The organism is Novosphingobium aquimarinum (assembly GCF_009746585.1).
GTDB lineage: Bacteria > Pseudomonadota > Alphaproteobacteria > Sphingomonadales > Sphingomonadaceae > Novosphingobium > Novosphingobium aquimarinum.
In genome coordinates, this window is the sequence record NZ_WRPO01000004.1 from 59,727 (window position 1) to 82,750 (window position 23,024).

The 23,024-nt window shown below is 62.8% G+C and carries 16 protein-coding genes and 1 tRNA gene; 9 read left to right on the top strand and 8 right to left on the bottom strand.

Annotation, left to right across the window (positions count from 1 at the left end):
* Window positions 1-159 precede the first annotated feature (159 nt).
* The gene (locus GQO94_RS05835; RefSeq protein ID WP_156840241.1) at window positions 160-1,209 is read left to right on the top strand and encodes a GGDEF domain-containing protein; all 1,050 of its coding nucleotides are present in this window, start codon (window positions 160-162) and stop codon (window positions 1,207-1,209) included.
* A 6-nt stretch (window positions 1,210-1,215) separates the two neighbouring features.
* On the opposite strand, the gene GQO94_RS05840 is transcribed toward GQO94_RS05835, so the two are convergent.
* The 6 genes from GQO94_RS05840 to GQO94_RS05865 form a co-directional block, all read right to left on the bottom strand.
* Window positions 1,216-2,289 carry a DUF3667 domain-containing protein gene (locus GQO94_RS05840; protein WP_156840242.1) on the bottom strand — a complete coding sequence of 358 codons (1,074 nt, stop codon included), beginning with the start codon at window positions 2,287-2,289 and terminating at the stop codon, window positions 1,216-1,218.
* 75 nt (window positions 2,290-2,364) lie between these two features.
* On the bottom strand, window positions 2,365-3,129 hold the full coding sequence (locus GQO94_RS05845; protein WP_232332808.1) for a ParA family protein: 765 nt from the start codon (window positions 3,127-3,129) through the stop codon (window positions 2,365-2,367).
* 68 nt (window positions 3,130-3,197) lie between these two features.
* The gene (gene rpoZ, locus GQO94_RS05850; RefSeq protein ID WP_156840244.1) at window positions 3,198-3,542 is read right to left on the bottom strand and encodes a DNA-directed RNA polymerase subunit omega; all 345 of its coding nucleotides are present in this window, start codon (window positions 3,540-3,542) and stop codon (window positions 3,198-3,200) included.
* Window positions 3,543-3,689: 147 nt separating this feature from the next.
* Entirely contained in the window at window positions 3,690-5,177 is a 1,488-nt protein-coding gene (locus GQO94_RS05855) for a mechanosensitive ion channel family protein (protein ID WP_156840245.1), read from the bottom strand.
* Window positions 5,178-5,285: 108 nt separating this feature from the next.
* The gene (locus GQO94_RS05860) at window positions 5,286-7,559 is read right to left on the bottom strand and encodes a PAS domain S-box protein (protein WP_156840422.1); all 2,274 of its coding nucleotides are present in this window, start codon (window positions 7,557-7,559) and stop codon (window positions 5,286-5,288) included.
* A 71-nt stretch (window positions 7,560-7,630) separates the two neighbouring features.
* On the bottom strand, window positions 7,631-9,118 hold the full coding sequence (locus GQO94_RS05865) for an ATPase domain-containing protein (RefSeq protein WP_156840246.1): 1,488 nt from the start codon (window positions 9,116-9,118) through the stop codon (window positions 7,631-7,633).
* A 505-nt stretch (window positions 9,119-9,623) separates the two neighbouring features.
* On the opposite strand from GQO94_RS05865, the gene GQO94_RS05870 reads away from it, so the two are divergent.
* Both GQO94_RS05870 and GQO94_RS05875 read left to right on the top strand, forming a co-directional pair.
* Window positions 9,624-10,451 (top strand): L,D-transpeptidase family protein, encoded by an 828-nt coding sequence (locus tag GQO94_RS05870; protein WP_156840423.1) that lies wholly within the window; start codon window positions 9,624-9,626, stop codon window positions 10,449-10,451.
* Window positions 10,452-10,476: 25 nt separating this feature from the next.
* Window positions 10,477-11,460 carry an endonuclease/exonuclease/phosphatase family protein gene (locus GQO94_RS05875; RefSeq protein ID WP_198045832.1) on the top strand — a complete coding sequence of 328 codons (984 nt, stop codon included), beginning with the start codon at window positions 10,477-10,479 and terminating at the stop codon, window positions 11,458-11,460.
* A gap of 97 nt (window positions 11,461-11,557) precedes the next feature.
* Here the strand turns inward: GQO94_RS05875 and GQO94_RS05880 are convergent, their stop codons facing one another.
* Complete coding sequence (locus GQO94_RS05880) at window positions 11,558-11,920, bottom strand: hypothetical protein (protein WP_156840248.1); 363 nt, start codon at window positions 11,918-11,920, stop codon at window positions 11,558-11,560.
* A gap of 353 nt (window positions 11,921-12,273) precedes the next feature.
* On the opposite strand from GQO94_RS05880, the gene GQO94_RS05885 reads away from it, so the two are divergent.
* From GQO94_RS05885 to yghU, 4 genes are all read left to right on the top strand, one after another.
* A complete protein-coding gene (locus GQO94_RS05885; protein WP_156840249.1) occupies window positions 12,274-13,914 on the top strand; it encodes a phytoene desaturase family protein in 1,641 nt (546 codons plus the stop codon).
* A 643-nt stretch (window positions 13,915-14,557) separates the two neighbouring features.
* Complete coding sequence (locus GQO94_RS05890) at window positions 14,558-15,658, top strand: branched-chain amino acid aminotransferase (protein ID WP_156840250.1); 1,101 nt, start codon at window positions 14,558-14,560, stop codon at window positions 15,656-15,658.
* A gap of 208 nt (window positions 15,659-15,866) precedes the next feature.
* Window positions 15,867-17,645, top strand: a complete 1,779-nt coding sequence (locus GQO94_RS05895) for an HAD family hydrolase (protein WP_156840251.1) — start codon at window positions 15,867-15,869, stop codon at window positions 17,643-17,645.
* A 75-nt stretch (window positions 17,646-17,720) separates the two neighbouring features.
* On the top strand, window positions 17,721-18,554 hold the full coding sequence (yghU, locus tag GQO94_RS05900; RefSeq protein WP_156840252.1) for a glutathione-dependent disulfide-bond oxidoreductase: 834 nt from the start codon (window positions 17,721-17,723) through the stop codon (window positions 18,552-18,554).
* Window positions 18,555-18,644: 90 nt separating this feature from the next.
* Here yghU and GQO94_RS05905 read toward each other — a convergent pair whose 3' ends face one another.
* Window positions 18,645-20,858 carry a TonB-dependent receptor gene (locus GQO94_RS05905; RefSeq protein WP_198045834.1) on the bottom strand — a complete coding sequence of 738 codons (2,214 nt, stop codon included), beginning with the start codon at window positions 20,856-20,858 and terminating at the stop codon, window positions 18,645-18,647.
* A gap of 437 nt (window positions 20,859-21,295) precedes the next feature.
* Between GQO94_RS05905 and GQO94_RS05910 the strand changes: the two genes are divergently transcribed.
* Together GQO94_RS05910 and GQO94_RS05915 are read left to right on the top strand one after the other, a co-directional pair.
* Window positions 21,296-21,370 (top strand) — tRNA-Gln (locus GQO94_RS05910).
* A gap of 148 nt (window positions 21,371-21,518) precedes the next feature.
* The gene (locus GQO94_RS05915; protein WP_156840254.1) at window positions 21,519-22,817 is read left to right on the top strand and encodes a tyrosine-type recombinase/integrase; all 1,299 of its coding nucleotides are present in this window, start codon (window positions 21,519-21,521) and stop codon (window positions 22,815-22,817) included.
* Window positions 22,818-23,024 lie beyond the last annotated feature (207 nt).

Below are 23,024 nucleotides of genomic sequence, written 5' to 3' on the forward strand. Positions count from 1 at the left end.
CACTCCAGACGCGATAAATCCGGGGCCACGAGACAATTCTCGTGGCCCCGTTCGTAACGAGGTTGTTTCGGGGCATCGCGTTATCTCGAATTTAACCATCAGCTGACAATTTCGGTACCAGGATGCTCGCACTGCATCCACGCGACCGGATTGACTTTGATGATGCACATGAAGCTCGACGACGAGGCCGGGCGGCAAGCCGCCCTCGATCGCTACGACCTGGCGGAAAAGCGCATCGAGCCGTTCGAACGGATCACGGCGCTGGTCAAGACGGTCCTTGGCGTACCCATGGCCGCGGTCACCTTCATCGACGGCGACCGGCAGCGCATCCACACCCGCCAGGGTTTCGATCTCGAAGAAACGTCGCGATCGGATTCGTTCTGTACGCACACCATCGCCATGTCGGACCCGCTGGTCGTGCCCGATGCCACGATCGATCCGCGCTTCAGTGAGAACCCGTTGGTTCTGGACGGCACGCTGGCGAGCTACCTTGGCGTGCCGCTCACGACACCTGACGGATATAATCTCGGGGCGCTCTGCGCGCTCGACACCGTCGTGCGAACGTTCCGCCACCAAGACGTGGAAATCCTGTCGCGTTTCGCGGCCCTGGTCGTCGACGAGCTCGAGCTCCGCACGATCGCCCGGCAGGATGCTCTGACCGGGGTGCTGACGCGGCGCGCGTTTGTCGAGGGAGTCACGCGCGCGATCGATCGCTTCGGCCGCTACGGCCGCCCAGCCGCGCTGGTGCTGTTCGACATCGACCATTTCAAGTCGATCAACGATAACTTTGGCCATCCGGTAGGGGACGAAGTGCTGCGGCAAGTCGCGAGTGCAGCCCGAGCCATGCTTCGTCCATCCGACATCCTCGGACGCCTCGGGGGCGAAGAATTCGGCGTGCTATTGCCCGAAACTGATCGCGCATCGTCGCTTGCTTGCGCCGAGCGCCTGCGCGGCGCCATCGGTTCGCTCGAGCTGCCGCAGTTGAACGGCGGCATGGTTTCAGCCAGTTTCGGAACTTCCAGCCTGTCGGGGCTGGTGCGACGCGCGGAGGCCTGGCTAGCCGAAGCCGATGCGGCGCTTTACATCGCCAAGCGTTCGGGTCGCAATCGCTGCATCGATGCCGATGACGCCGCCGATGCTGCCAGGGCTGCCGACGCCTCGATGCAGCTTTCGCAGACCGAAACCGACGCGCTCCAATTCGAGATCTGACGGCACCTAGCCGACCAGTCCCAGCGTAAACAGCACCGTCACGAAGAGCGCCAGCACGAAACTCGGGATCATCACGGCCAGAAAGATCGTCCGCCACAGCGTCGAGAAATGCGAAAGCTCGTAAGTGCCTTTAAGGTGGCGATAGATGTGCAGGAAAGCGATGGCGGAAAATGCCGTCAATAGCCATTCCGAGCTCACGCCGAAGCCGCCGATGATGGTGGCCACGATCCCCATCAGCGACATGAAGGCGATCGAATAGGTCACGAAGATCGAGTGATCGTAGAGTCCGAACCGCCTGCGCCAAAGGAACACGAGCGCCACGACGGGCACAGAGATCGGGATCAGCAGCCAGGAAAATTTATAGGCATTGGTCTGGAGCTTGTAGAGCATCAGCCCCGGGTTCTCTCGCCACTTCTCGATGCCTTTGTCGAGACGCTTCCAGCCCGACTGCCAAGATCGCTCTTTTTCGGGCTTGAAGTCCTTGACCAACGGCAAACTGCGTAGCGAAGCGATGTCCTTGTCCAGCGTCGCGACCCGATCTCGGATCCTGCCGCGCCGTCCCTCCGATGTATCCGGATCGTTCAGTTCCTCGGCCAGTTCCTTGCGCTGATCGACGAGTTTCTTCTCGGCTTCCTGGACTTGTTCGGCTCCGGAGATGCCGCTTATGTCAGTCGGGGCGGAAATCCCCATGATCTGGAACACCGCGAACATCACGAAGACCGAAAACAGGAACATCGCCATCGGCGAGACGAATTTACGCCGCTCGCCATCGATGTAGCGGCGAGTCAGTTCGCCGGGCTTCCAGGCGAGCATCGGCAGCGTGCTCCAGGTCCGTCCCTCGAGATGGAGCACGCCATGGAGGATATCGTGAAACACGGCCCCGATGGTTTTGTGAAGATGCGCATGCTGGCCGCAGCTATGGCAATGCGGGCCGACTAGGACCGCGCCACAATTCAGACAGGCGGTCTCATGGGTATGGCCATCCCGACTGACTGCAATTCCATCACGCTCGCGCTCGACCGCACCGCCCATGAGCGCGCCTTCGATCACGCCGCCGAATCCCTCACCGATGTCGCTCATCGCCCATAAACTAGCGGCGGATCACCCGATTGGATAGCGTCTCAGCAATACTGCGAAACGGCCCCGAAAGGCTCGCTAAGCCGCACCGAGTTTTCGCTCGATCGCCTGCCACAAGCCGATGAAGCCGCGCGCAGCCGAGCTTTGCGGCGCCAGCGCGCCGACCGGCCGTTGCTGCGCCGCGCATTGTTCGACTGCGCTGGCATAAGGGATCGCGGGCCAGTCCGGATGCTCCTCGCGCGCGGTTCGGTGCAAGGTGCGGCGCATGTCGAGCATCGAGAACACCGGGAGGATCGGCGGGTGGCGCTTGCCGGTCCCGGTCACTTCGCTCACCACGATATCGAACGCCCGGCTGGAAAGCGGAGATGGGGGCAGCGGCACGATGATGAGATCGGCGGCACGGATCACTTGCGCGCTCAGCTCGTTCATCACCGGCGGACAATCGAGCACGATCCGCTCATAGCGGTCGGTCAGCCCCGAGGTCAGCTTGGCCAGCCGCTTGCGTTTGCCGATCTGCATCAGCTGGGCATCCAGCGCGCGGATCGATTCGTCCGCAGGCAGAACGTCGAGCCCTTCGTAGCCAGTCTTGCGGATCAGGCTTCGGGCGGCGCGCTCTTTCGAAAACACGTCTTCCGCCGGCTTGGCCGACTTGGCATCGAGCCCGTACAGGAAGCCGGAACCGCCAGCGGCATCGAGATCCCAAAGAAGCGTGGGATGCGCGGAAAGCTCGGCCGAACACCAGGCCAGATTCGCCGCGATGGTCGTTTTGCCAACGCCGCCCTTTACACTGTAAACCGCGATCGTCGCTCCGCCGTCGGCTTTGACACGCGGAGCTTTCGACAACACCTTACCTGCCAACCGCGGGAGCGTACGGGCTTGCTTAGCCAATTGTACCGCCCCCCGGCGACGTATCAGCCGTCGTAGTCGGAGCCGATCGACGAGTTGCGGGTGGGAGCGGAAGCCGTGATCCGCAGCGCTTCAGCCGACTGGCTGAGCGAGCCGATCTCGTCCATCTCGTCGTCGTCTTCGGGAAGCACTCGCTGCAGCGACGTGACCAGCGATTCCTTCAGTTCGGTCGGCTTGACGGTCGTCTCGGCGATCTCGCGCAGGGCCACGACCGGGTTCTTGTCGCGGTCGCGATCGATCGTCAGTTCCGCACCGCCCGCGATCTCCCGCGCACGCTGGGCGGCCAGCAGGACGAGATCGAAACGATTGGAAACCTTGTCGACGCAATCTTCGACGGTAACGCGCGCCATGGGCACTCCGATAAACTGAAGGTGTTATGGAAACTCGCGCCTTAGTCGCGCCGCCGCCGGAAGTCAAGAAATGCAGGGTCGTGCCCCCCACACAGCCATGCGTCACCCCTCTGACAGCGTAAGCTCCGACAGCGGCGGCCGACGTCCTCATTCGATCGGCCGGTCGTTATCGAGAAGATCCGTCTTGCCCTCGCTAGCATTCGCCGCCGCGCGTTCCGCCTCGACCATGCCGCGCAAGTCATCTGTCGGTTTGACGTCTTCGCTCTCGGCTTCCAGCTTCGCGACCGGCCGCGCCGTGCTCGGCGCCTTGTCGGTTTCCTGTACCGCGTTTTCCAGCGACTGCGACGCCTCGCGGGAATCGAAGCGCAGCCGGTAGATGGGCTCGGGCAGCCCGAAGCCCGCGTCCTCCAGCGCCGCCTTCACGGCAACGACCGCAAGGCTGCGGGCCTTGAACCAGTCCGTATGCTCCTGATCGATCCAGGCGAGGAACCGGATCAGGACGTTCGAATCGCCGACCTCGACCACTCGCGCCTCGGGGGCAGGATCGTCGAGAATGAAGGCTAGGTCCTTCATCGTGTCGCGGCCAAGCCGGCGTGCGGCCAGCGCATCGTCGTCGGCATCGATGCCGAGATCGAACTGGAAACGCCGCTGCGGATTGCGCGTGTAGTTCAGGATGACCGCCTTGAAGACCTGTGAGTTGGGAACGCGCAGGTTGTTGCCATCGAGTGTCATCAGGATCGTGGCGCGGCTGGTCAAACGGATCACTCGGCCTTCGTAGCTGTCGATCACCACGTGATCATTAGGCCGGAAGGGCTGGCGCAAGCTGAGCAGCAGCGATGCGACGTAGTTCTCGATCGTGTCGCGCAGGGCGAAACCCAGCGCCAGCCCCACCAGCCCTGCACCACCCAGCACCGCGTTCAGCAAAGTATCCGCGCCCACCATGTTGAGGGCGATCACCAGCCCGGCGACGACGAAGACAAACCGGATCGCACTGGCGATCAGTTCGGCGAGGAAACTGTTCGGCGCAATCCGGTGCCAGAGCGAAGTCAGACCGGCCAGCGCGTATCCAAGGAGGCCGATGCCGATCGCGATCGCCAAAGCCACCCCGATGAGTGGCAGCGACAGGACGAATTGCCGCAGTAGCGCGCGCAAGGATTCGAGAGTGCCCGTACTCGCCGAAAGCGACAGATCGCGCGTGAGTGCGCCATTGACCGTGACGACGCCCGAAACCCGGCTCGCGATACCTTCTGCACGCGCGATATCCGCTTTCTCGGGTACCGTACCGGTCAGCGAGACCACGCCCTGATTCACCGAGACCTTCACCTGGCTGTAGGCCGGCAGTTCGGCGAAAATGCCGCGAATGCGCTGAGCAATGCGCGCATCGGCGCCCGCATCCTGGGTATCGGCGATGGCCTGTTCGGATTTCTCCGGCTCTGCCGAGGTTCCCGAGGAAGAAGCTGAAGACCCCAGGACGGCTTCAAGCTGCGCAAAGGCCGGCGTCGGGACAAACGCCACGACGGCGAGCAAGAGCGCCAGCGAGTGGACGAGCCCGCCCCGTTCGAGGCATCGGTTCTTCGCTAACGCCCGGCTGAAGCTGACGAAACGGGCGAAAGCGGGTGCGAAGCGAAGCGACATCGCGGTAAGTCTACACCTTGTCCCACGCCCGGCAACCAAGCGACGGCTTATCGTCGAATTGCGTCCGGAGTTGATCTGATCGACCAACTTTCGGATGACGGCCCCAGGTCAGCTGTGCGCGACCCCCGACAAAGAGGCAAGGCTCGCTGCCAGTTCGGCCTTGCGGAACGGCTTGGTCAGGCGGGGGATGGCCGGGTCGATTCCTTCCGCTTCTGCATAACCCGAAACGATCAGCGCAGGCAGCGCAGGCCGCGATGCGCGCAGTTTTCGCACCAGCTGGGCACCGTTCATTCCAGGCATCAAATGATCGGTCACCAGCAGATCGGGCCCGAGCCCCTCGTGGACCATGCGCAGCGCCTCTTCGGCCGACCCTGCCTCCACGACGTTGCACCCAAGATCCATCAACATGGCCGCCGTGCTCATCCGCACGAGATCATCGTCGTCCACCAAAAGCGCCGTCCCGATCGTGTCGCCGACGGCTTCTATATGATCGGGTTCACGCCCGCCTTCGAGCGCGACCGTGCTGATCGGGAGCCACAATTGGATCGCCGTGCCTTCGCCGAGCACACTTTCGATCGTGAGCGCTCCGCCCAGTTGTGCTGCCAGCCCATGGACCATCGAGAGGCCGAGACCCGTGCCCTTGCCGACGCCCTTGGTCGAGAAAAAGGGTTCGATCGCGCGCGCGAGGGTCAGCTCGTCCATCCCGGTGCCGGTATCGATGACGCTCAGCCGGATGTAATGCCCGCGAAGCAAGGCGCCTTCCTGCTGGCGCACGCTCAAGCGCGTCGCCGCGATCGTCAGTTCGCCGCCCTCCGGCATGGCATCGCGGGCATTCACTGCCAAGTTGAGGAGCGCCATTTCCAGCTGGTTCGGATCGGCCCGTGCCGCAGGCAATTCAGCGGCGAGATCAACGCTCAAATCGATCGTCGGCCCCACAGTGGATCGGATAAGGTCCAACATGTTCTGCACGAGCTGCGGAATGTCCACCGCCATGGGCTGCAGCGGCTGCCGACGAGCGAAGGCCAGCAATCGCTGAACCAGCGTTTTGGCGCGTTCGGCAGACTGCAGGGCCCCATCGACCAGGCGCTTGTCGCGATCGCTGCCGAGCCCTTTTCGCTGGAGCATGTCGAGCGAGCCGATGATCGGCGTCAGCAAGTTGTTGAAGTCGTGCGCCACGCCGCCCGTGAGGCTGCCCATCGCCTCCATCTTCTGGCTCTGACGCAAAGCTTCCTGCGCCGCTTCGAGCTCCGCTTCGCGCGCCTTGGCGTGGCTGAGATCCCGGCCGACGGCGATGAAGTTGGATCCATCCGGTTCCGGCGCGACCGTCCATTCGATCGGCTTCCAGCCACCGTCGCGCGTGGCGATGCGGTTCTCGAACCGGGTCGGGCGGCCGGTTCGAGCCATCCCCGCAATCGCTTCCAGGGTGGCGGGCGCATCGTCGGAATGCATGAACGTGGCATAGCCGCGCGACAACAGCTCGGCTTCGCTCCAGCCGAGGGCCCATTCCCAGGCCGGGCTGACCGCCGACATCATTCCGCCGTAGTCGGCGCGCGCCAGCATATCCTGCGACAGGTTCCAGAGCCGGTCGCGTTCTGCCACTCGCTCGGTAACCTGCTCTTCGAGCGTTTCGTTGAGGTTCTTCAGCCGCAGCTCGGCTTCGCGTCGCTCCGTGATATCGTTGAACAGCACGGCAACCCGCCGGCGCTCCGGCTCACCGACCCGAAAGGCGTGCACGTCCCACCAGCGGCCAAGCCTGGCGGAGCCCTCCTCGACCCGGTCCGGCTCGCCCGACATGGCGACCCGGCCATAAAAATCGAACCAGTGTTGCTCGTGGTCGGGCACGATATCGCGCATGCGCCGACCGCGCGGGTCAAAGCCAGTTTGTCGCTCGAACGCCGGGTTCGCCTCGATGAAGCGATAATCGGTTGCGCAGCCCTTCTCGTCGTACTCCATTTCGATGATGCAGAAGCCTGCCTCGATGTTTTCGAACAGCCCTCGGTAGCGCGCCTCGCTTTCCTGCAGCGCCAGGAATCGCGCGCGGGATTCGTATTGCCTCCGGCGCCCCCGGATCGCCGATTGGACGAGGCTGATCAAAGTCGTCGGATGAAATGGTCGTTCCAGAAACGTGACATTGCCCAGCACTTCGAGATATCGCGCTGCGGCGGGATTACGCTCCAGTCCTCCGCCACGGTGCGTCAGCAGGATGAACGGCAAGTCCGACCATTCCGGTTGCGCCGCGATCCACGCCGAGAGGGGGCCCAGATCCGCCGACGCGATCGCCTCCTCGGTTACGACGACAAGGCCAGCACCCAGGTCCAGTTCGGTCATCAGCGCGGCCGGCGTTGGACAAGCGGTGGCTTCGAGACCGGCTTCCGCGAGCATTCCCGATGCGATCTCAGCATCCCGGCCCCGGGGGGCGAGGATCAAGGCCCGCTCTGAAACGGTGGTGCTTTTCACGCGTCTTCGCCGTTCAGAAGGTCCGCTTCCCCATGCAGGACGGGAACGCCCCTCAGCACGCCCAGGAAGTTGGTCAGAGGCTCGCCGAGCGTGATGCCCTCGTTTCCGATTTCGTATTCGCGGATCGTTTTCTCGTGCGGGCCTGTGCGCTTCTTTACGATCGAGATCGCGCGACGCACATGACCAAGTCCTTCGAAATAGCGCAGCAGGATGACCGTATCGGCAAGGTAAGTGACGTCGACCGGCGTCTTCATGTCGCCAACCAGTCCGTGCTGCGCCACTGTGAGGAACGTCGTCGCCCCTTGCCGGTTCAGATATTGCAGCACTTCGTGCAGGTGCAGCACCAGCGCCTGCTCGCCGGGCATTGCCGCCTGATAGCCGTTCAGGCTGTCTACCACGACCGTGCGCGCGCCGTTCTCTTCGACGCAATGGCGCACGCGCGCGGAGAATTCTCCCGGAGAAAGCTCCGCGGCATCGACTTGCTCCAGCACCAGTGATCCGCTGTCGATCATCGCCTGCAAGTCGATGCCGAAGCCCATCGCCCGCTGGATCAAAAGGCCGATTTCCTCGTCGAAGACGAACATCGCCGCGCTTTCGCCGCGCTCCACGGCCGTCTTGACGAACGTCAGAGCGATCGAGGTCTTGCCCGTCCCCGCCGGCCCCAGCACCAGCACGCTGGATCCTCGCTCGACGCCGCCGCCGAGCAGTTGATCGAACTCGGGCAGATCGGTCGTCATCAGATCGCGCGAGAAGTCGGCCTTGTGTTCGGAGGATACCAATCGGGGATAGACGCGGACGCCGCCGGTCTCGATCGTCGTATCGTGATAGCCGCCGCGAAAGCGCCGGCCGCGATACTTGATCACGCGCAAGCGCCGCCGCTCCGCGCCGTAGACCGGCGCCAGCTCCTCGAGCCGGACCACGCCATGCGCGACCGAATGGACCGTCTTGTCGTTGGTGTCGGTCGTCAGATCATCCAGCATCAGCACGGTTGCACCACTTTTCGCGAAGTAGTGCTTGAGGGCGAGCACTTGTCGCCGATACCGCAAGGAGCTCTGTGCCAGCAGCCTGATCTCGGACAGACTGTCCAAGACGACACGATTCGGCTTGAAGCGCTCGAAGGCTTCGAAGATCCGCTTCGTCGTCTCGCCCAATTCGAGATCCGACGAATAGAGCAGGCTCTGCGTCTGATCTTCGTCGAGCAGATTTTCAGGCGGGACAAGCTCGTACAGCTCCAGCCCGTCTAGGTCCCAATCATGCGCCGTGGCGGTGGCACGCAGCTCGTCCTCGGTTTCCGAGAGAGTCACGTAGAGGCAGCGCTCTCCGGCGGCGACGCCAGTCATGAGGAATTGCAACGCAATCGTCGTCTTGCCAGTGCCGGGGCTACCCTCGATCAGGTAACTGCGTCCCCTTTCGAACCCGCCGCCCAGAACATCGTCCAGGCCGGTTATGCCGGTTTGCGCGTCCTCCAGTTGCGTTGCCTTCAACACCGATCTCCCAAACGCCACAGCGGCGGACAAGGTGAGAACGCGCTCTAGGACAACGCGTTGCACGAGTCGCTTCAAGCCGATCTAGCCACTTAGAGCAGATCCGCGACAAAGGCAGGCGGCCATGCGCAATCCTGAGGAAGAATCTTTCGGCAGTGCGCCACCAGGCTTTCGCGAAGCTGCGCGTCAGGACGGATCGCTCAGAGTAATACGGCCGCAATCGTTCCGCATTCAATGGCCAGAAGGAACCTTACTGCCGAGAACCCTGTTCCTAAGTGGTAACACTGCTCTGCAAGCCAAAAAATAACCAGCCAGTCGCTTAGGAATATCCGAGATGAAGCAGCCAACATTACTCATTGCCATGAGCTTCATCTCGGTCGGGATCGCCGGCCAGACTGCCTCTGCGCAAACCGAGCAATCGCAAGTCCTGTCCGATGGTCCCAAAGCTGCTTCTATCGAGGCGGATCTCCCCGACTCCGCCTTTGCGGATAAGCGGTCCAAGGACGTGCTCCTGGCGCAGGTGTTGCTCGATCGGCGCGGGCACTCCCCTGGGGTGCTCGACGGCTATCCGGGCGGAAACACGACACGGGCCATAAAGGCGTACCAGAAAAGCCATGGCATGAAGGAAGACGGCGCCATCGATGCCGAACTGCTTCGCAAACTGACCGGTGACACTACGAAACCGATTCTGTCGTCCTACAAGATCACCTCGAAAGACGTCGCAGGTCCTTTCAAGGCGGTTCCGTCGACGATGGCGGCCATGGCAGACCGTGATGCCTTGGGATACGCATCGCCCGAAGAAATGCTGGCGGAACGATTTCACATGTCGCCCGGACTGCTGAGGGCGCTCAATCCGGATACTGACTTCAAGCAAGCGGACACCGAGGTTCTGGTCGTCGCGAAACATAGCGAGAGCCCATTGGCTGCCGTACGACGGATCGAAGTCGACAAGGCCAATGCGGAAGTCCGGGCTTATGGCGAAAGCGATAAATTGCTCGCCACGTTTCCGGCGACGGTCGGCAGTTCGGATTTTCCTTCGCCCTCGGGCACGATGAAAGTCAACGCGATCGCCGCCAAACCGAACTACTCCTTTCAACCGGACGACCAGAAGTGGGGCGGCGACACGTCACTGACGCTTCCCCCTGGTCCGAATAACCCCGTCGGCTCGACCTGGATCGATCTTGGCAAGGAAGGCTACGGGATCCACGGGACGCCCGAACCTTCCAAGATCGGCAAGACGGCCAGCCACGGCTGCGTGCGCCTGACCAATTGGGATGCAGCCGTACTCGCCAAAGCCGTCATCCCGGGCAAGACGGAAGTGGTGTTCAATTGAGCAGCACCAGATACGTAGATTGCGCATGAAATTTTACCGCTATGCCATGGCGGCATTGTCGGCCCTGGCGCTTGCCCTGGTCCTGATATCGCTCGTCCACACCAATGCTGGGTTCATACGGGTTCTCGATTTCGTCCGCGAACCGGCGCTCTACGGCCTCGCGGCACTGGCTCTGCTTGCGCTGCTGACGCTCCGGAAATGGCGTTGGCTCATCGCAGCGGGCTTCGTGCTGGCCGCCGGCATCGAGCTCGCCAGGGTTTGGCCCTATGTCTCGATCGCCAAGGAAGAGGTGGTGCTGGAACGCGGACAGCAAGCGGATCACTGCTTTTCCGCGCTGGCGCTCAACGTCAAGATGGAGAACACCGAGTACGGCCGCGTAGCGGACCTGATTGCCCGGCGTAATCCCGACCTCCTATTGCTCATGGAGACCAACCGGACGTGGATGGAAGCGCTGGAGCCGGCGTTATCCCGTTATCCGTTCGTTATCTCCAAGCCTTTCGACAACACCTACGGAATGGTGTTTGCCAGCCGCATCCCCGTGGACAGCGCAAGAATGGTCGCGAACACTGCGTCCAATACGCCGACGCTCTATGCGACCTTGCGGCCGGCTAGCGGACGCAGCATCGAGTTCGTCGGCTTGCATCCCAGGCCCCCGCTTCCCGGCCAGAGCACCGACGCGCGGGACAAGAACATTGCCCGGGCCGGCGCGATAACGCCCGATGGCTCATCCGAAGTGGTGGTGATGGGGGACTTCAACGACGTGCCCTGGTCGCACACGACACGCAGGTTCGTTCGCGAAGGGCATTTCCTCGATCCGCGTATCGGACGCGGGTCCTATCCCACATTCCCCGCGAGCATGCCGTGGCTGGGCTGGCCGCTCGACCAGTTTTTCCTCAAAGGGAAGCTATCCGTCGCGGAGTTTGCGGTGCTCGATACGGTGGGATCCGACCACCTACCGTTGGAGGCCACGGTTTGCCTCGATCAGAACCCGGTGGGAACACGCCGGTAGACCGGCGCGGGACCTGCGTCAGGTCGCGCGAATCGAGCGTGGCCGCGCGATTTCGATACTTCTCGTCGAGAGAACGCAGGCGCAACCGGGTGCGAGCCTAAGCAGCAACCTCGAAGATGTCGGCGTCCATGCCGTCGACTTTGCGAACCCGGAAGCGCTCGCCATGTTCGGCCAGCTGTTCGTTGAGGAAGTCTGCGGGGGCCAGCTCGCGACCCTCGACCATGGCGGCGGGCGCATCGCTGTTACGCTGCACATAGAGCTTGGTCGCTTCGATCAGCGCCTTGCGCCGCTCGGTTCCAAGGGAACCTTCCGCAAAATCGTCGTGCGGATCGCGCATGGCGTGAGGTGCATGCTGATCGACGGAAATGCCGCCACTGGCGAACAGCCCATAAAAGGCAAATGCAAGGAAGCCGATCCATCCGGCGGCCATCAGGCTCAGAAAAACAGCGTTGCGTGACATGTCGCGCCTGTAGAACGCTCTGCCGACAAACGCCAGAGCTTTTTATGCAACATTTGCATGAATAAACTGCAAGTGAGCGAACGGTGTTGCCTGTCCAAGCCGCACTCGGGGGGTGCCTTGCCATCATGATCACGCCGCCGCAACCGCTTCGACCCGATCGTTCGCGGGCACGCCGCACCTTCCCCCTCGAAGCGAAAGCTTTACGATCACCCGATATTGGAGATAGCCATGCGATCCGTTCGTTCACCAGCCATTGGCGCCAGATCTCACACTCTTCCCCTTTCTGGTCTCAGCGTGATGAGCCCGGCCATCGCGCCTTGCGAGCCGACGCCCGTCTTTCCCTCGCGGATCGCATGAGCCCACGCAACTCCGTTTCGGATCGCTACGATGCCCTCATCATCGGCGCGGGCCACAACGGCCTCGTCTGCGCCTTCTATCTGGCGCGCGCCGGACTGAAAGTGCGGGTGCTCGAACGGCGTGCGGTCGTCGGCGGCGCGGCCGTGACTGAAGAATTTCACCCCGGCTTCCGCAATTCGCTGGCGAGCTACACCGTCAGCTTGCTGCAACCCAAAGTCATTGCCGACATGCGATTGCCCGAGCGCGGCTATCGCGTGATCGAGCGGCCGATCGCCAACTTCCTGCCGCAGCAGGACGGCGGCTACCTCAAGGTCGGCGGCGGCCTTGCCCGCACCCAGGCCGAGTTCGCGCGCTTCAGCCAGGCCGATGCCGAGGCCCTGCCCCGCTACTATGATGCGCTCGAACGTGTCGCCGACGTGCTGCGCGGCCTGGCGCTGCAACGCCCGCCCAACCTCGGCGAGGGCTGGCGCACGATGCTGGCCGCAGCCAGCCAAGGTCTGCCGCTGGCCCGGCTCGACCTCGAAACCCGGCGCGACGTGCTCGATCTCTTCGCCAAGTCCGCGCGCGGCTTCCTCGACGGCTGGTTCGAAAGCGAGGCGATCAAGGCCGCGTTCGGATTCGACGCCGTGGTCGGAAACTATGCCTCGCCCGATACGCCGGGCAGCGCCTACGTGCTGCTCCATCACGTCTTCGGCGAGGTCAACGGCAAGCGCGGTGCCTGGGGCCATGCCATCGGGGGCATGGGCGCGATCACGCAAATGATGGCCGAGGCTGCATGCGAAGCGGGCGCGCAGATCTCGCTCGAAAGTCCGGTCGCGCAAGTGCTGGTGGATGGCGGCAAAGTCGCGGGCGTGACACTGAAAAGCGGCGAGGAGATCGGCGCAGGCCGCGTCATCGCCAATGTCGGCCCGCGTCTGCTTTACGAGCGGCTTCTCGCGCCGGCGGATCTCGATCCCGACTTCCGCCGCCGCATCGCCACCTTCCGCACCGGCAGCGGCAGCTTCCGGATGAACCTCGCGCTATCCGAATTGCCGCGCTTCACATGCCTGCCCGAACCCGGCGAGCACCATCGCGCCGGCATCATCATCGCACCCACGCTGGAATACATGGATCGGGCTTTTCTCGATGCGAAACGAGACGGCTGGTCGCGCGCGCCGATCGTCGAGATGCTGATCCCGTCCACCGTCGACGATAGCTTGGCGCCGCCCGGTGCTCACGTCGCCAGCCTGTTCTGTCAGCAGTTCGCACCCGATCTGCCCGCGAGACGCGATGGCGCTCTCCGCGACTGGGACGACGAGGAAGACGCCGCCGCGGATACGATCATCGACACCGTAGAAGCCTACGCACCGGGCTTTCGCGCCTCGATCCTCGGCCGCCGGATCCTCAGCCCCAAAGGTCTCGAGCGCACGCTCGGCCTCGTGGGCGGCGACATCTTCCACGGAGCGATGACGCTCGACCAGCTCTGGTCGGCGCGCCCGATGCTGGGCCACGGCGGCTATCGCGGCCCGATCGACGGTCTGTGGATGTGCGGCGCCGGCACCCACCCCGGCGGCGGCGTCACCGGCGCCCCGGGCCACAACTGCGCGCACGCGATCCTGGCGGGGCGCAAGCGGATCGGCCGGCGTACGTTAGGATGAGCGCGCGGGCAGGAAGCGGTCACGCAGACGATCAGCGGTGTTAGGTTGCGATCGCGAGCGTGTATCTTTCGAAGGGCTCTGACTACGTTCGCGGAACTGCCTCACCGGGACACTGGATCGGATGAAAGGAAAGCCGCGCCCAGCGCGAGGATTTTTTCCACAACTGCAAGCGCGAGCGCCGAATACTGACGCCAAAAAAAATCATTGCAAGTCTTGTCGTGCCTTGCGGAATGTCCCACAAATTCAGTCAAGGCAGGCAGGCAAGTTCCGGAACGCCCCGGAACCCAGGCCCACCGCCCCGGCCGCGCAAGCGGTCACCCTGGCTCAATAGCGCGAAAGGAGGTGATCCGATGTCTCATGGTTCAGCAGAGAGGTCGGCAATATCCGTCGCGAGGCATTATCGCTGAAGGTTAGTACGCGATAAAGGTTTCGCTGGCGGCACTTCCGGCCGCTGACCATGCGAAGGGCCGTACCGGAATTTCCGGTGCGGCCCTTCTCATTTGCGCCGGGTCCTTGCGGACGGTTTGCACCTGGCCAACAGGCTGCTAAAAAGACTCAGCCCTGTATTTATATATTCCCAAACTTGCATTTGGCGAAATAATCGTTCAATGCAGCTGGGTTCTATTCGCAAGGATTGCTCCCTATGGCGTCGATCGCCGCACCCGAATTCGCGCTCTCTCGCATCGAGCACCCCGGCCGCGTCGCTGCCGACGCCCGCACGGCCATTCTCGGCAATCCCGGTTTCGGGACGAGCTTTTCCGATCACATGATCTCGATCGATTGGTCCGAGGAGAAAGGCTGGCACGATGCCACGCTGGGGCCGCGGCAGCCGATCCCGCTCGATCCGGCGGCCGCCGTGCTGCATTATGCTCAGGAGATCTTCGAGGGGCTTAAGGCCTATCGCCAGGTCGATGGCGGCATCGCGCTGTTCCGGCCCGAGGCGAACGCGGCGCGCTTCAACAAGTCGGCCGAGCGGCTGGCGATGCCGACGCTCCCGGAAAGCCTGTTCGTCGACTCGATCCGCGCGCTGGTCGATGCCGATCGCGACTGGTTTCCCGCCATCGAGGGCGGCTCGCTCTACTTGCGCCCCTTCATGATCGCGACCGAGGCCTTCCTCGGCGTGCGCCCGGCCAAGCACTACAAGTTCCTCGTCATCGCGAGTCCGGCAGGCAACTACTTCAAGTCGGGCGCCCCGGCAGTCTCGATCTGGGTCTCCGAATACACCCGCGCCGCGCCCGGCGGCACCGGCGCTGCCAAATGCGGCGGCAATTACGCGGCCAGCCTCGTCCCGCAAGGCGAGGCGATCGCGCGCGGGCACGACCAAGTCGTGTTCCTCGATGCCGCCGAGCACAAGTGGGTCGAGGAACTGGGCGGCATGAACCTGTACTTCGCCTTCGACGACGGCACCTTGCTCACCCCCGCCCTCACCGGCACGATCCTGCCCGGCATCACGCGCGATTCGATCCTGACGCTGGCGCGCGAGGAAGGCCTGACGGTGGAGGAAGGCCGCTACTCGATCGACCAGTGGCGCGAGGATGCCGCTTCGGGCCGCCTCGTCGAGACGTTCGCCTGCGGCACGGCCGCGGTGGTGACGCCGGTCGGCAAAGTCTCGGGACGCGACGGCGAGTTCACCATCGGCTCGGGCGGTCCCGGGCAGCTTACACAGCGGCTCAAGGACCGGTTGGTCTCGATCCAGCGCGGCGAAACGCCGGATACGCACGGCTGGATCACGCGGCTCGACTGACCGGACACTCGACTGAACGGATACGCTCCCAGCCGATCGCCGGCGCGCGCGAGCTTACTGATCGGCATGGCACGACAGCAACCAAGCGCGAATGCGAGCCGCGCGGATCGTTGCCGCGCTGTCTTGCCGCGGCGGTGCGGCGCTTGCCCCGGCGACGGCTTGGGATATAGCTGACACGGTTGCGCCACCGAGAGGAACCGACCGTTGCATGGCTAGCACGCCGCCCTTTGCCGAGCCGATCAAGCTCGTCGTCTGGGATCTCGACGAAACTTTCTGGCAAGGCACGCTCGCCGAGGAAGGCGTCACACCCGTCCCGCGTCATACCGAGCTGGTGAAAACGCTCGCGTCTCGGGGTATTCCATCCTCGATCGCATCGAAAAATGCCCGCGAGGCGGCGCTGGCGCAGCTTGAAGCGATGGGTATGCGCGACTGGTTCGTGGCCCCCGCGATCGGCTTTGCGGCCAAAGGCAGCGGGATCGCCGCGCTGATCGAAGCCCTGCAGCTGCGCGCGGAGAACGTCGTGTTCATCGACGACAATGCCGCGGTGCGAGCAGAAGCTGCTTTCGCTTGTCCCGGCCTCACCTGCCTTGCCAGCCCCGACGATCTTGCCGCCGCGCTGGACCAGCCTGGCTTGGCGGGCAGCGACGATCCCAAGTTCACTCGCCTGGCGCAATACCGCGACCTCGCCAGCCGTCACGATCTCCGCGCCGCCAGCGGCCAGAGCGCCGAAGCTTTCCTGCGGCAAAGCGAAATACGCGTCGAGATCGACTATGATGTCGAACCCCATCTCGACCGAATCATCGAACTCATCAACCGCTCGAACCAGCTCAACTATACCAAGCGACGCATCGAGACCGACGAAGCGCGCAGCAAGTTCGTCGACCAGCTCGACCGCTACGGCCACAAGCCCGGCATCGTCCGGGTTTCGGACAAGTACGCCGATTATGGCATCGTCGGCTTTTTCCTGACGCTCGCCACCTTGCGCGAATATTCGCTGCGGCAGTTCGTATTCTCGTGCCGAATTCTGGGCATCGGCGTGGAGCAATACGTCTACGACTTGCTCAAGCGCCCCGAGATTACCGTGGTCGAGCCGGTCGCGCATCCGATCGTCTCGCACGAAAGTGTCGACTGGATCACCGAGGGCGGCCCGAAGGGCGAAGTCGCCGCGCTGCGCGATCGCAAGCTGGTGCTGATCGGCGGCTGCGACATGCTGCAGCTTTCGACCTATTGTTCGATGCATTCGACCGAGTTCACCAACCGCGACGTGCGCGGCCTGATGAAGCGGCTCGACGATCCCTTCTTCATCCTCGAGGACGATACCGATCGCATTCGCCGCAGCGAAACCCGCGGTCGGCTGCCCGCTTTCGACGCGGTCGATCTCGAAGAGCGCGATCGGGCGCTGGCCGATGCCGATGCTCTCGTCGTCTCTTTCTATCGGATGATGGAGTACAACTATTTCCGCGACCGCGACGGCCTTACCGCGCGGTTCGACGAAGATGCGCTGCGAAAGCTGCTCGCCTCGGATCAAGCGATCTGGTTCGCCCGCACCATGACCTTCCAACATTTCTCGCATGAGGAACGCAGCGATCTGGTGCGCCGCGCGCTCTGGCGCCTGGCCGAGCGCACTCCGGCGGACTGCAAGATCATCGTCTTGACCGAGAACACCCGCAAGCAGGAGCACTTGCCCAATCCGCTCAAGCTGCGGCGGCTCTACAACGAACTGGTCGCAGGCATTTGCGCGGCAAGCGACAAGTTCGTGCTGCTCGATATCGACACCGTCACCAGTGAGGAATGGATCTGGGACGATGGCTTCCACATGCATCGACAAGGCTATTTCGAGCTGGCGCAGGCCGTGAAGGCGATCGTCTGCCCGACACCAGAACCACACTCAACCACACCGCCCGCGCGCACCACGCGGCTCGGTACGCGGATCACCGCCTCGGTCGGCGCCAAGTTCCGTTTCGACGCACTGCCGCATCGCCCTTAGCCATCGGCGCGAAACCTTGCACGGCGCGCGCGCAGACCTACTTCGCTCGCAAGCCGATCACGAGGAGCAATGCCGATGTCAGAATATGTGCCGCCCAAGGTCTGGACCTGGGATCAGGAGAACGGCGGGCAGTTCGCCAGCATAAACCGGCCGATCGCCGGCCCGACGCACGACAAGGATCTGCCGCGCGGCGAACATCCCTTTCAACTCTATTCGCTGGGCACGCCCAATGGCCAGAAGGTCACGATGCTGTTCGAGGAACTGCTCGCCGCAGGTCATGACGCCGAATACGACGCCTGGCTCATCTCGATCCAGGATGGCGACCAATTTTCGAGCGGCTTCGTTTCGGTCAACCCCAATTCCAAGATCCCGGCGCTGCTCGATTGCTCGGGCGAAACGCCGTTCCGCGTGTTCGAATCCGGGGCGATCCTGCTGCATCTCGCCGAGAAGTTCCGCGCCTTCATGCCCACCGACCCCGCGGGCCGCGCCGAGTGCCTTTCATGGCTGATGTGGCAGATGGGCAGCGCGCCGATGATCGGCGGCGGCTTCGGGCACTTCTATGCCTACGCTCCTGAAAAGTTCGAATATCCGATCAATCGTTATGCGATGGAGACCAAGCGCCTGTTCTCGGTTGCGGATCGACGCCTGGCCGAAACGCCTTATCTCGCCGGCGACATGCTGACCATCGCGGACATCGCAGCCTATGCCTGGCTCGGCACATTTGCGCGCGGTGAAGCCTATGGCGATGCGGCGACTTTCCTTGAGATAGAGAGCTACACCCATGTCGAACGATGGGTGGCTGAACTCGACGCCCGCCCCGCGCTGCAGCGTGGGCGCAAGGTCAACCGCAACGCCGAGGGTTGGGCGATCGAGCGGCACAGCGCCGCCGATATCGATGCCGTGATGTAAGAGCCCGCGAGAGAACGGCCGGGCACTGGTGCGCCTGGCCCCCTCCTCGAACCCCCGCCCCCGCAATGCCGCGTCGCTTTGACGGGCACATCAGAAGCTATAGCGGAAGTTGACGCCGTATTCTCGCGGCGTGCCGAGCGAGGCCAAGGTGCCGATGCCGGCCAAATTCAGCTTCTGGTTGAAATACTCTTCGTCGAGCAGGTTGCGGGCGAAGGCACCGACCGTCCATCCGGCGTCGTCCGGCCCCCAGTTGATGCTGGCGTTCACGAGTTCGACCGGGCCGACGCGTTCCACCGGCAAGTTGGTGTAGCTGGTGAACTTCGCGCTCGTATAGGTGTACTGCCCCGTCGTGCTGAGTGTGCCATTGGCCAGCGGCTGCTTCCAGTTGACCCCCAGGGCCGCGTTCCACTTGGGCGCATTCATCAGGCGATTGCCTGCATAGGATATCGGCACTAGCCCGCCCGTCACGGGGTCGAGAACCTGGGTGTCGTACTCCTTGTACTTGGCATCCAGATAGGCGAGCGCGCCGGTCAGCGTCAGTCCCGTCACCGGGATCGCGGTTACTTCCAGCTCGAAGCCTTTGGTACGGGCACTGCCCGCGTTGGCGATCGAAGCCGAATTGGCCCCCGACGGATAGGTGATGTTTTGCACCACCTGCATGTCGGAATACCAGTTGTAGAACGCGGCAAGATTTACTCGTAGGTGGCGATCAAGGAGATCCGCCTTGATGCCGCCCTCAATCGTATCGAGTTTTTCTGGATCGAACGGGCCGATATCTTGCGCGATCGCGATGCGGCCCGTGAAGCCCCCCGATTTGAAACCGCGCGCATAATAGCCGTAAAGCATCACGTCCGGATCCACCCGATAGTCGAGCCCGACCTTCCAGCCGACGTTGTTCCAAGACTCTTTCCCGCTGGCAACGATAAGGCTTCCGGGGATCAGCGGATCGTTGAAGGTCGCTACGCCTGAGGGATTGATCGTGTTGGCCGTAGTAGACGTCGCTTCGGTTTTTTCGTGGCTGTAGCGGATACCGGCCTGCAGGCGCAGGCTGCCCGTCAGGTCCTGGTAAAGCTGGGCGAAGCCGGAGAGTGACCAGTTGGTCTGCGCCTGCGTTTGCGGCTGACCGAGCCCAGGAAGGAAGCCGTCGAGCTTGCCCTGTTGATCGAGGGTATAGCGCTGGCGGAAATAATAGCCACCAAGGATCAGCCGGGTCGTATCGCTGAGATCGATCAGATCGCGCAGTTCCTGGCTGAATTGATGATGCTTGGTGCGCCGACGCGTTTGCAGCAGCACGCGGGTGGTCGCATCGTCGTCCGAGAACAGTTCGTTGTCGTATTCGCGATACGACGTGATCGAAGTGAGATCGCCGATGCCGCTCGTTAGGTTCTGAGTGAGCGTAATGGCGTAGGAATCGCGGTCGTTCGAATCCGGCTGGTCCGAACTCAGGCCGCGCTTGAAGTCAAACGGATCGGTTGTCTCTCCCGGCGTATAGAACAGTTCGCCGGGACCCGCGATGAGGATGCCGGTCTGCGATCCATTGCGGCTGCGCACGTATTCACCGATAAGCGTCGCGTCGTAATCGCCTCTGTCGTACTTCAAATATCCGCGCAGCGTCGTGATGTTGCGCTTTCCGATCCGGCGATTGTCCGCGTAGTTGCGGAAGTAGCCATCCATCTCGTTGTGCAAGACCGAGATCTTGCCCGAGAGGTTCTCCGTCAGCGGGACGTTGAGCGCGCCGTTCAGCTCGAGATGGCCGTAGTTGCCGTAAACCGCTTCGATGTCGCCGCCGAATTCACCCGTCGGTTGCTTGGTCACGACATTGATCACACCGCCCGTCGTGTTCGCGCCGAACAGAGTGCCTTGCGGGCCGCGCAGCACTTCGACGCGATCGATATCGAAAAGCGACAGCAGCGCTGCGGTGTTGACGCCGACCACGACGCCGTCGACCACGACTGAAACCGTCGTGCCGACATAGGGATCGGCATCGTTCACCCCGACGCCGCGAATGGTGAAGACTGCGGAATCGGGCGAGTTCGAGAACGTGTTGATCTGCACGTTGGGGATCGAATTCGAGAGGTCGGCAATGTTATTGACCTGCGCTTCCTGGAGCGCCTCCCCTGTCACCGCCGTCACCGAAATCGGCACGTCCTGCTGGCTTTGCGCCTGCTTCTGCGCCGTGACGATGATTTCCTCGAGGCCGGTGTTCGCTGCATCATCCGGTGCATTCTGCTGCGCCTGAGCGGATGCCGAAACGAAGCAGGCGCCCGCGATCAGAGTGGTCGACAGAGCGCGTGTGCGAACCATCCGCATTTCAGAATTCTCCCGTGAACTTGTGTGCTTTTTTCGTGGCACAAAGCTACTTCGTTCGAATGCGGCGGGAAGCTACGCAATTGATTAGGGGCTGAACTCATAGGCGTGGTGCAGACGCATCGAAGTGCGTTGCATCCCTATAAAACTCTGCCCCTCCCCCTGACAGTGGCATCCAAACGTACATCGGAACGACAAGCGAATTGCGTCAGCAAAGCGTGAGAGTGGTGACACGAGCATGTCGCATTCGCCTTCGCCGCCAGCGTCGCTTGAGCCCGGCTCGTTGCTTTGAGAGATTCGCGGTGAGGCGGTGCCGCTTCTGCCTCGCCTAATTTCAGAATTTGCGTCGACCACCCCAACAACACACGTTTTCTGCCGGATGATCACTGCCTCTTTTCATCCCGCGACGAAGCGGCTAAGCGCGCCCTGCGTGTTGGGGCGTAGCCAAGCGGTAAGGCACCGGTTTTTGGTACCGGCATGCGCAGGTTCGAATCCTGCCGCCCCAGCCAGTGTTTGTCTCATTCGAGATCAATCAAGCTCCTCCCGCTTGCATAAACCCCCAAAAAGCTGCAGAATTTGTCTCATGCGAGATAAACAGGGATCATCCAAGCGCAGAACCTTTGGGGGCTTCGCTGGGGGCTTCATTCGGGGCCTCACATGGCGTTGAGCGATACCGCCTGCAGGAAGGCGGTTCCTTCCGGAAAGCCAATCAAGCTCGCCGACGCGAATGGTCTCTTTCTTCTCGTACTACCGACCGGCACCAAGAGCTGGTGCTGGAAGTACCGATTCGCGGGCCGCGAAAAAAGGCTGACGCTCGGCCGCTACCCAGTCGTTTCGTTGAAGGATGCGCGCACGGCGCGCGACAAGGCCCGGGCGAAACTGGCAGAGGGAATCGACCCGGGCGCCGAACTGCAGCGGCGCAAGCGGCAGAATGTGAAGGCGGAGAACTTCGAAGCGATCGCGCGCGCCTGGCACGACCAGAAGAAGAGCAAGCTGACACCCCGCTATGCCAAGCAGGTGCTCGAGCGGCTCGAACGCAACATCTTCCGCGAGTTCGGCTCGCATCCGATCCGCTCGATCGAGCCGGGCGACGTCCTGGCAGCTCTGCGCCGCATCGAGGCGCGCGGATCACTGACGATGGCACGCGAGGTTCGCACGCACGTTTCCGAGATCTTCGTCTGGGCGATTGCTTCAGGGCTGGCGACGAGCGACCCGGCCGCGATCATCGGCAAGGCGCTGGCGCCCTCGACCGGTGGCCGTCGACCTGCGGTGCTGTCGATCGAGCAAGCCAGAGACGTGCTGGCGAAGATCGAGGCAGTGTCACTCGCTCATTGGTCGACGAAGCTTGCGTCGAGGCTTATCGCGCTCACAGCAGCGCGGCCGGGAATGGTGCGTTTGGCGGAACGTCGGGAGTTCGAGGATCTGGACGGCGCAGAGCCTCAATGGCGTATCCCCGCGGCGAAGATGAAACTCAGCGCGGGGCAGAAGACCGACGCCGCTTTCGACTTCACCATCCCGCTTGCCCGACAATCCGTGCAGCTGGTGAAAGCAGCGATGGCCATTGGCGGATCATCATCGCTGCTGCTCCCGGCGGAGAATGGCCGGCCGATGAGCGATTCGACGATCAGCAAGCTGTATCGCGATGCGGGCCTGCGCGATCGGCATGTTCCGCACGGTTGGAGGGCGACCTTTTCGACCGTCATGAACGAGCGCGCGGCGGAGCTAGGCAATGCCGGCGATCGTGCGATCATCGATTTGATGCTGGCTCACGTCCAGGGCGGTGTGGAAATCGCCTACAACCGTGCCGCCTACATGTCCCGACGGCGAGCGTTGGCGCAGGAGTGGGCCGACTTGTTGATCGATGGCGTACAGCCCCTCGACAATATTTATGCTGGGCCTCGGCGGAAAGCTCGATCCGAACGGGGGGCCGAGCATGACGGCCTCGGCGAAATCTGAAGCGACAGCTTTCGGCCTGTTGGCCGCGCGAATTACGAGTTCGAAACTTGGCAGGCGGACCAGGGCGCTCTTGGAGCGTGGTGATAGTCCGCGGAGCGGGGAGAAGGTCTGGCGGAACTCCTACACCGAGGGAACGATCGAAGAACGGCTTTGGAAGCCGATCCACGACGGATCGAAACGCGGAGGCACGAGATGGACTGCAGCATT

What these genes read in the sequence shown, in the direction of transcription:
- GQO94_RS05890 (WP_156840250.1), top strand. Translation starts at nt 14,558, where the DNA reads ATGGCGTCGATCGCCGCACCCGAATTCGCGCTCTCTCGCATCGAGCAC.
- GQO94_RS05915 (WP_156840254.1), top strand. Translation starts at nt 21,519, where the DNA reads ATGGCGTTGAGCGATACCGCCTGCAGGAAGGCGGTTCCTTCCGGAAAG.
- GQO94_RS05840 (WP_156840242.1), bottom strand. Translation starts at nt 2,289, where the DNA reads ATGAGCGACATCGGTGAGGGATTCGGCGGCGTGATCGAAGGCGCGCTC.
- yghU (WP_156840252.1), top strand. Translation starts at nt 17,721, where the DNA reads ATGTCAGAATATGTGCCGCCCAAGGTCTGGACCTGGGATCAGGAGAAC.
- rpoZ (WP_156840244.1), bottom strand. Translation starts at nt 3,542, where the DNA reads ATGGCGCGCGTTACCGTCGAAGATTGCGTCGACAAGGTTTCCAATCGT.
- GQO94_RS05860 (WP_156840422.1), bottom strand. Translation starts at nt 7,559, where the DNA reads ATGCTCGCGGAAGCCGGTCTCGAAGCCACCGCTTGTCCAACGCCGGCC.
- GQO94_RS05885 (WP_156840249.1), top strand. Translation starts at nt 12,274, where the DNA reads ATGAGCCCACGCAACTCCGTTTCGGATCGCTACGATGCCCTCATCATC.
- GQO94_RS05835 (WP_156840241.1), top strand. Translation starts at nt 160, where the DNA reads ATGATGCACATGAAGCTCGACGACGAGGCCGGGCGGCAAGCCGCCCTC.
- GQO94_RS05855 (WP_156840245.1), bottom strand. Translation starts at nt 5,177, where the DNA reads ATGTCGCTTCGCTTCGCACCCGCTTTCGCCCGTTTCGTCAGCTTCAGC.
- GQO94_RS05895 (WP_156840251.1), top strand. Translation starts at nt 15,867, where the DNA reads ATGGCTAGCACGCCGCCCTTTGCCGAGCCGATCAAGCTCGTCGTCTGG.
- GQO94_RS05880 (WP_156840248.1), bottom strand. Translation starts at nt 11,920, where the DNA reads ATGTCACGCAACGCTGTTTTTCTGAGCCTGATGGCCGCCGGATGGATC.
- GQO94_RS05875 (WP_198045832.1), top strand. Translation starts at nt 10,477, where the DNA reads ATGAAATTTTACCGCTATGCCATGGCGGCATTGTCGGCCCTGGCGCTT.
- GQO94_RS05905 (WP_198045834.1), bottom strand. Translation starts at nt 20,858, where the DNA reads ATGGTTCGCACACGCGCTCTGTCGACCACTCTGATCGCGGGCGCCTGC.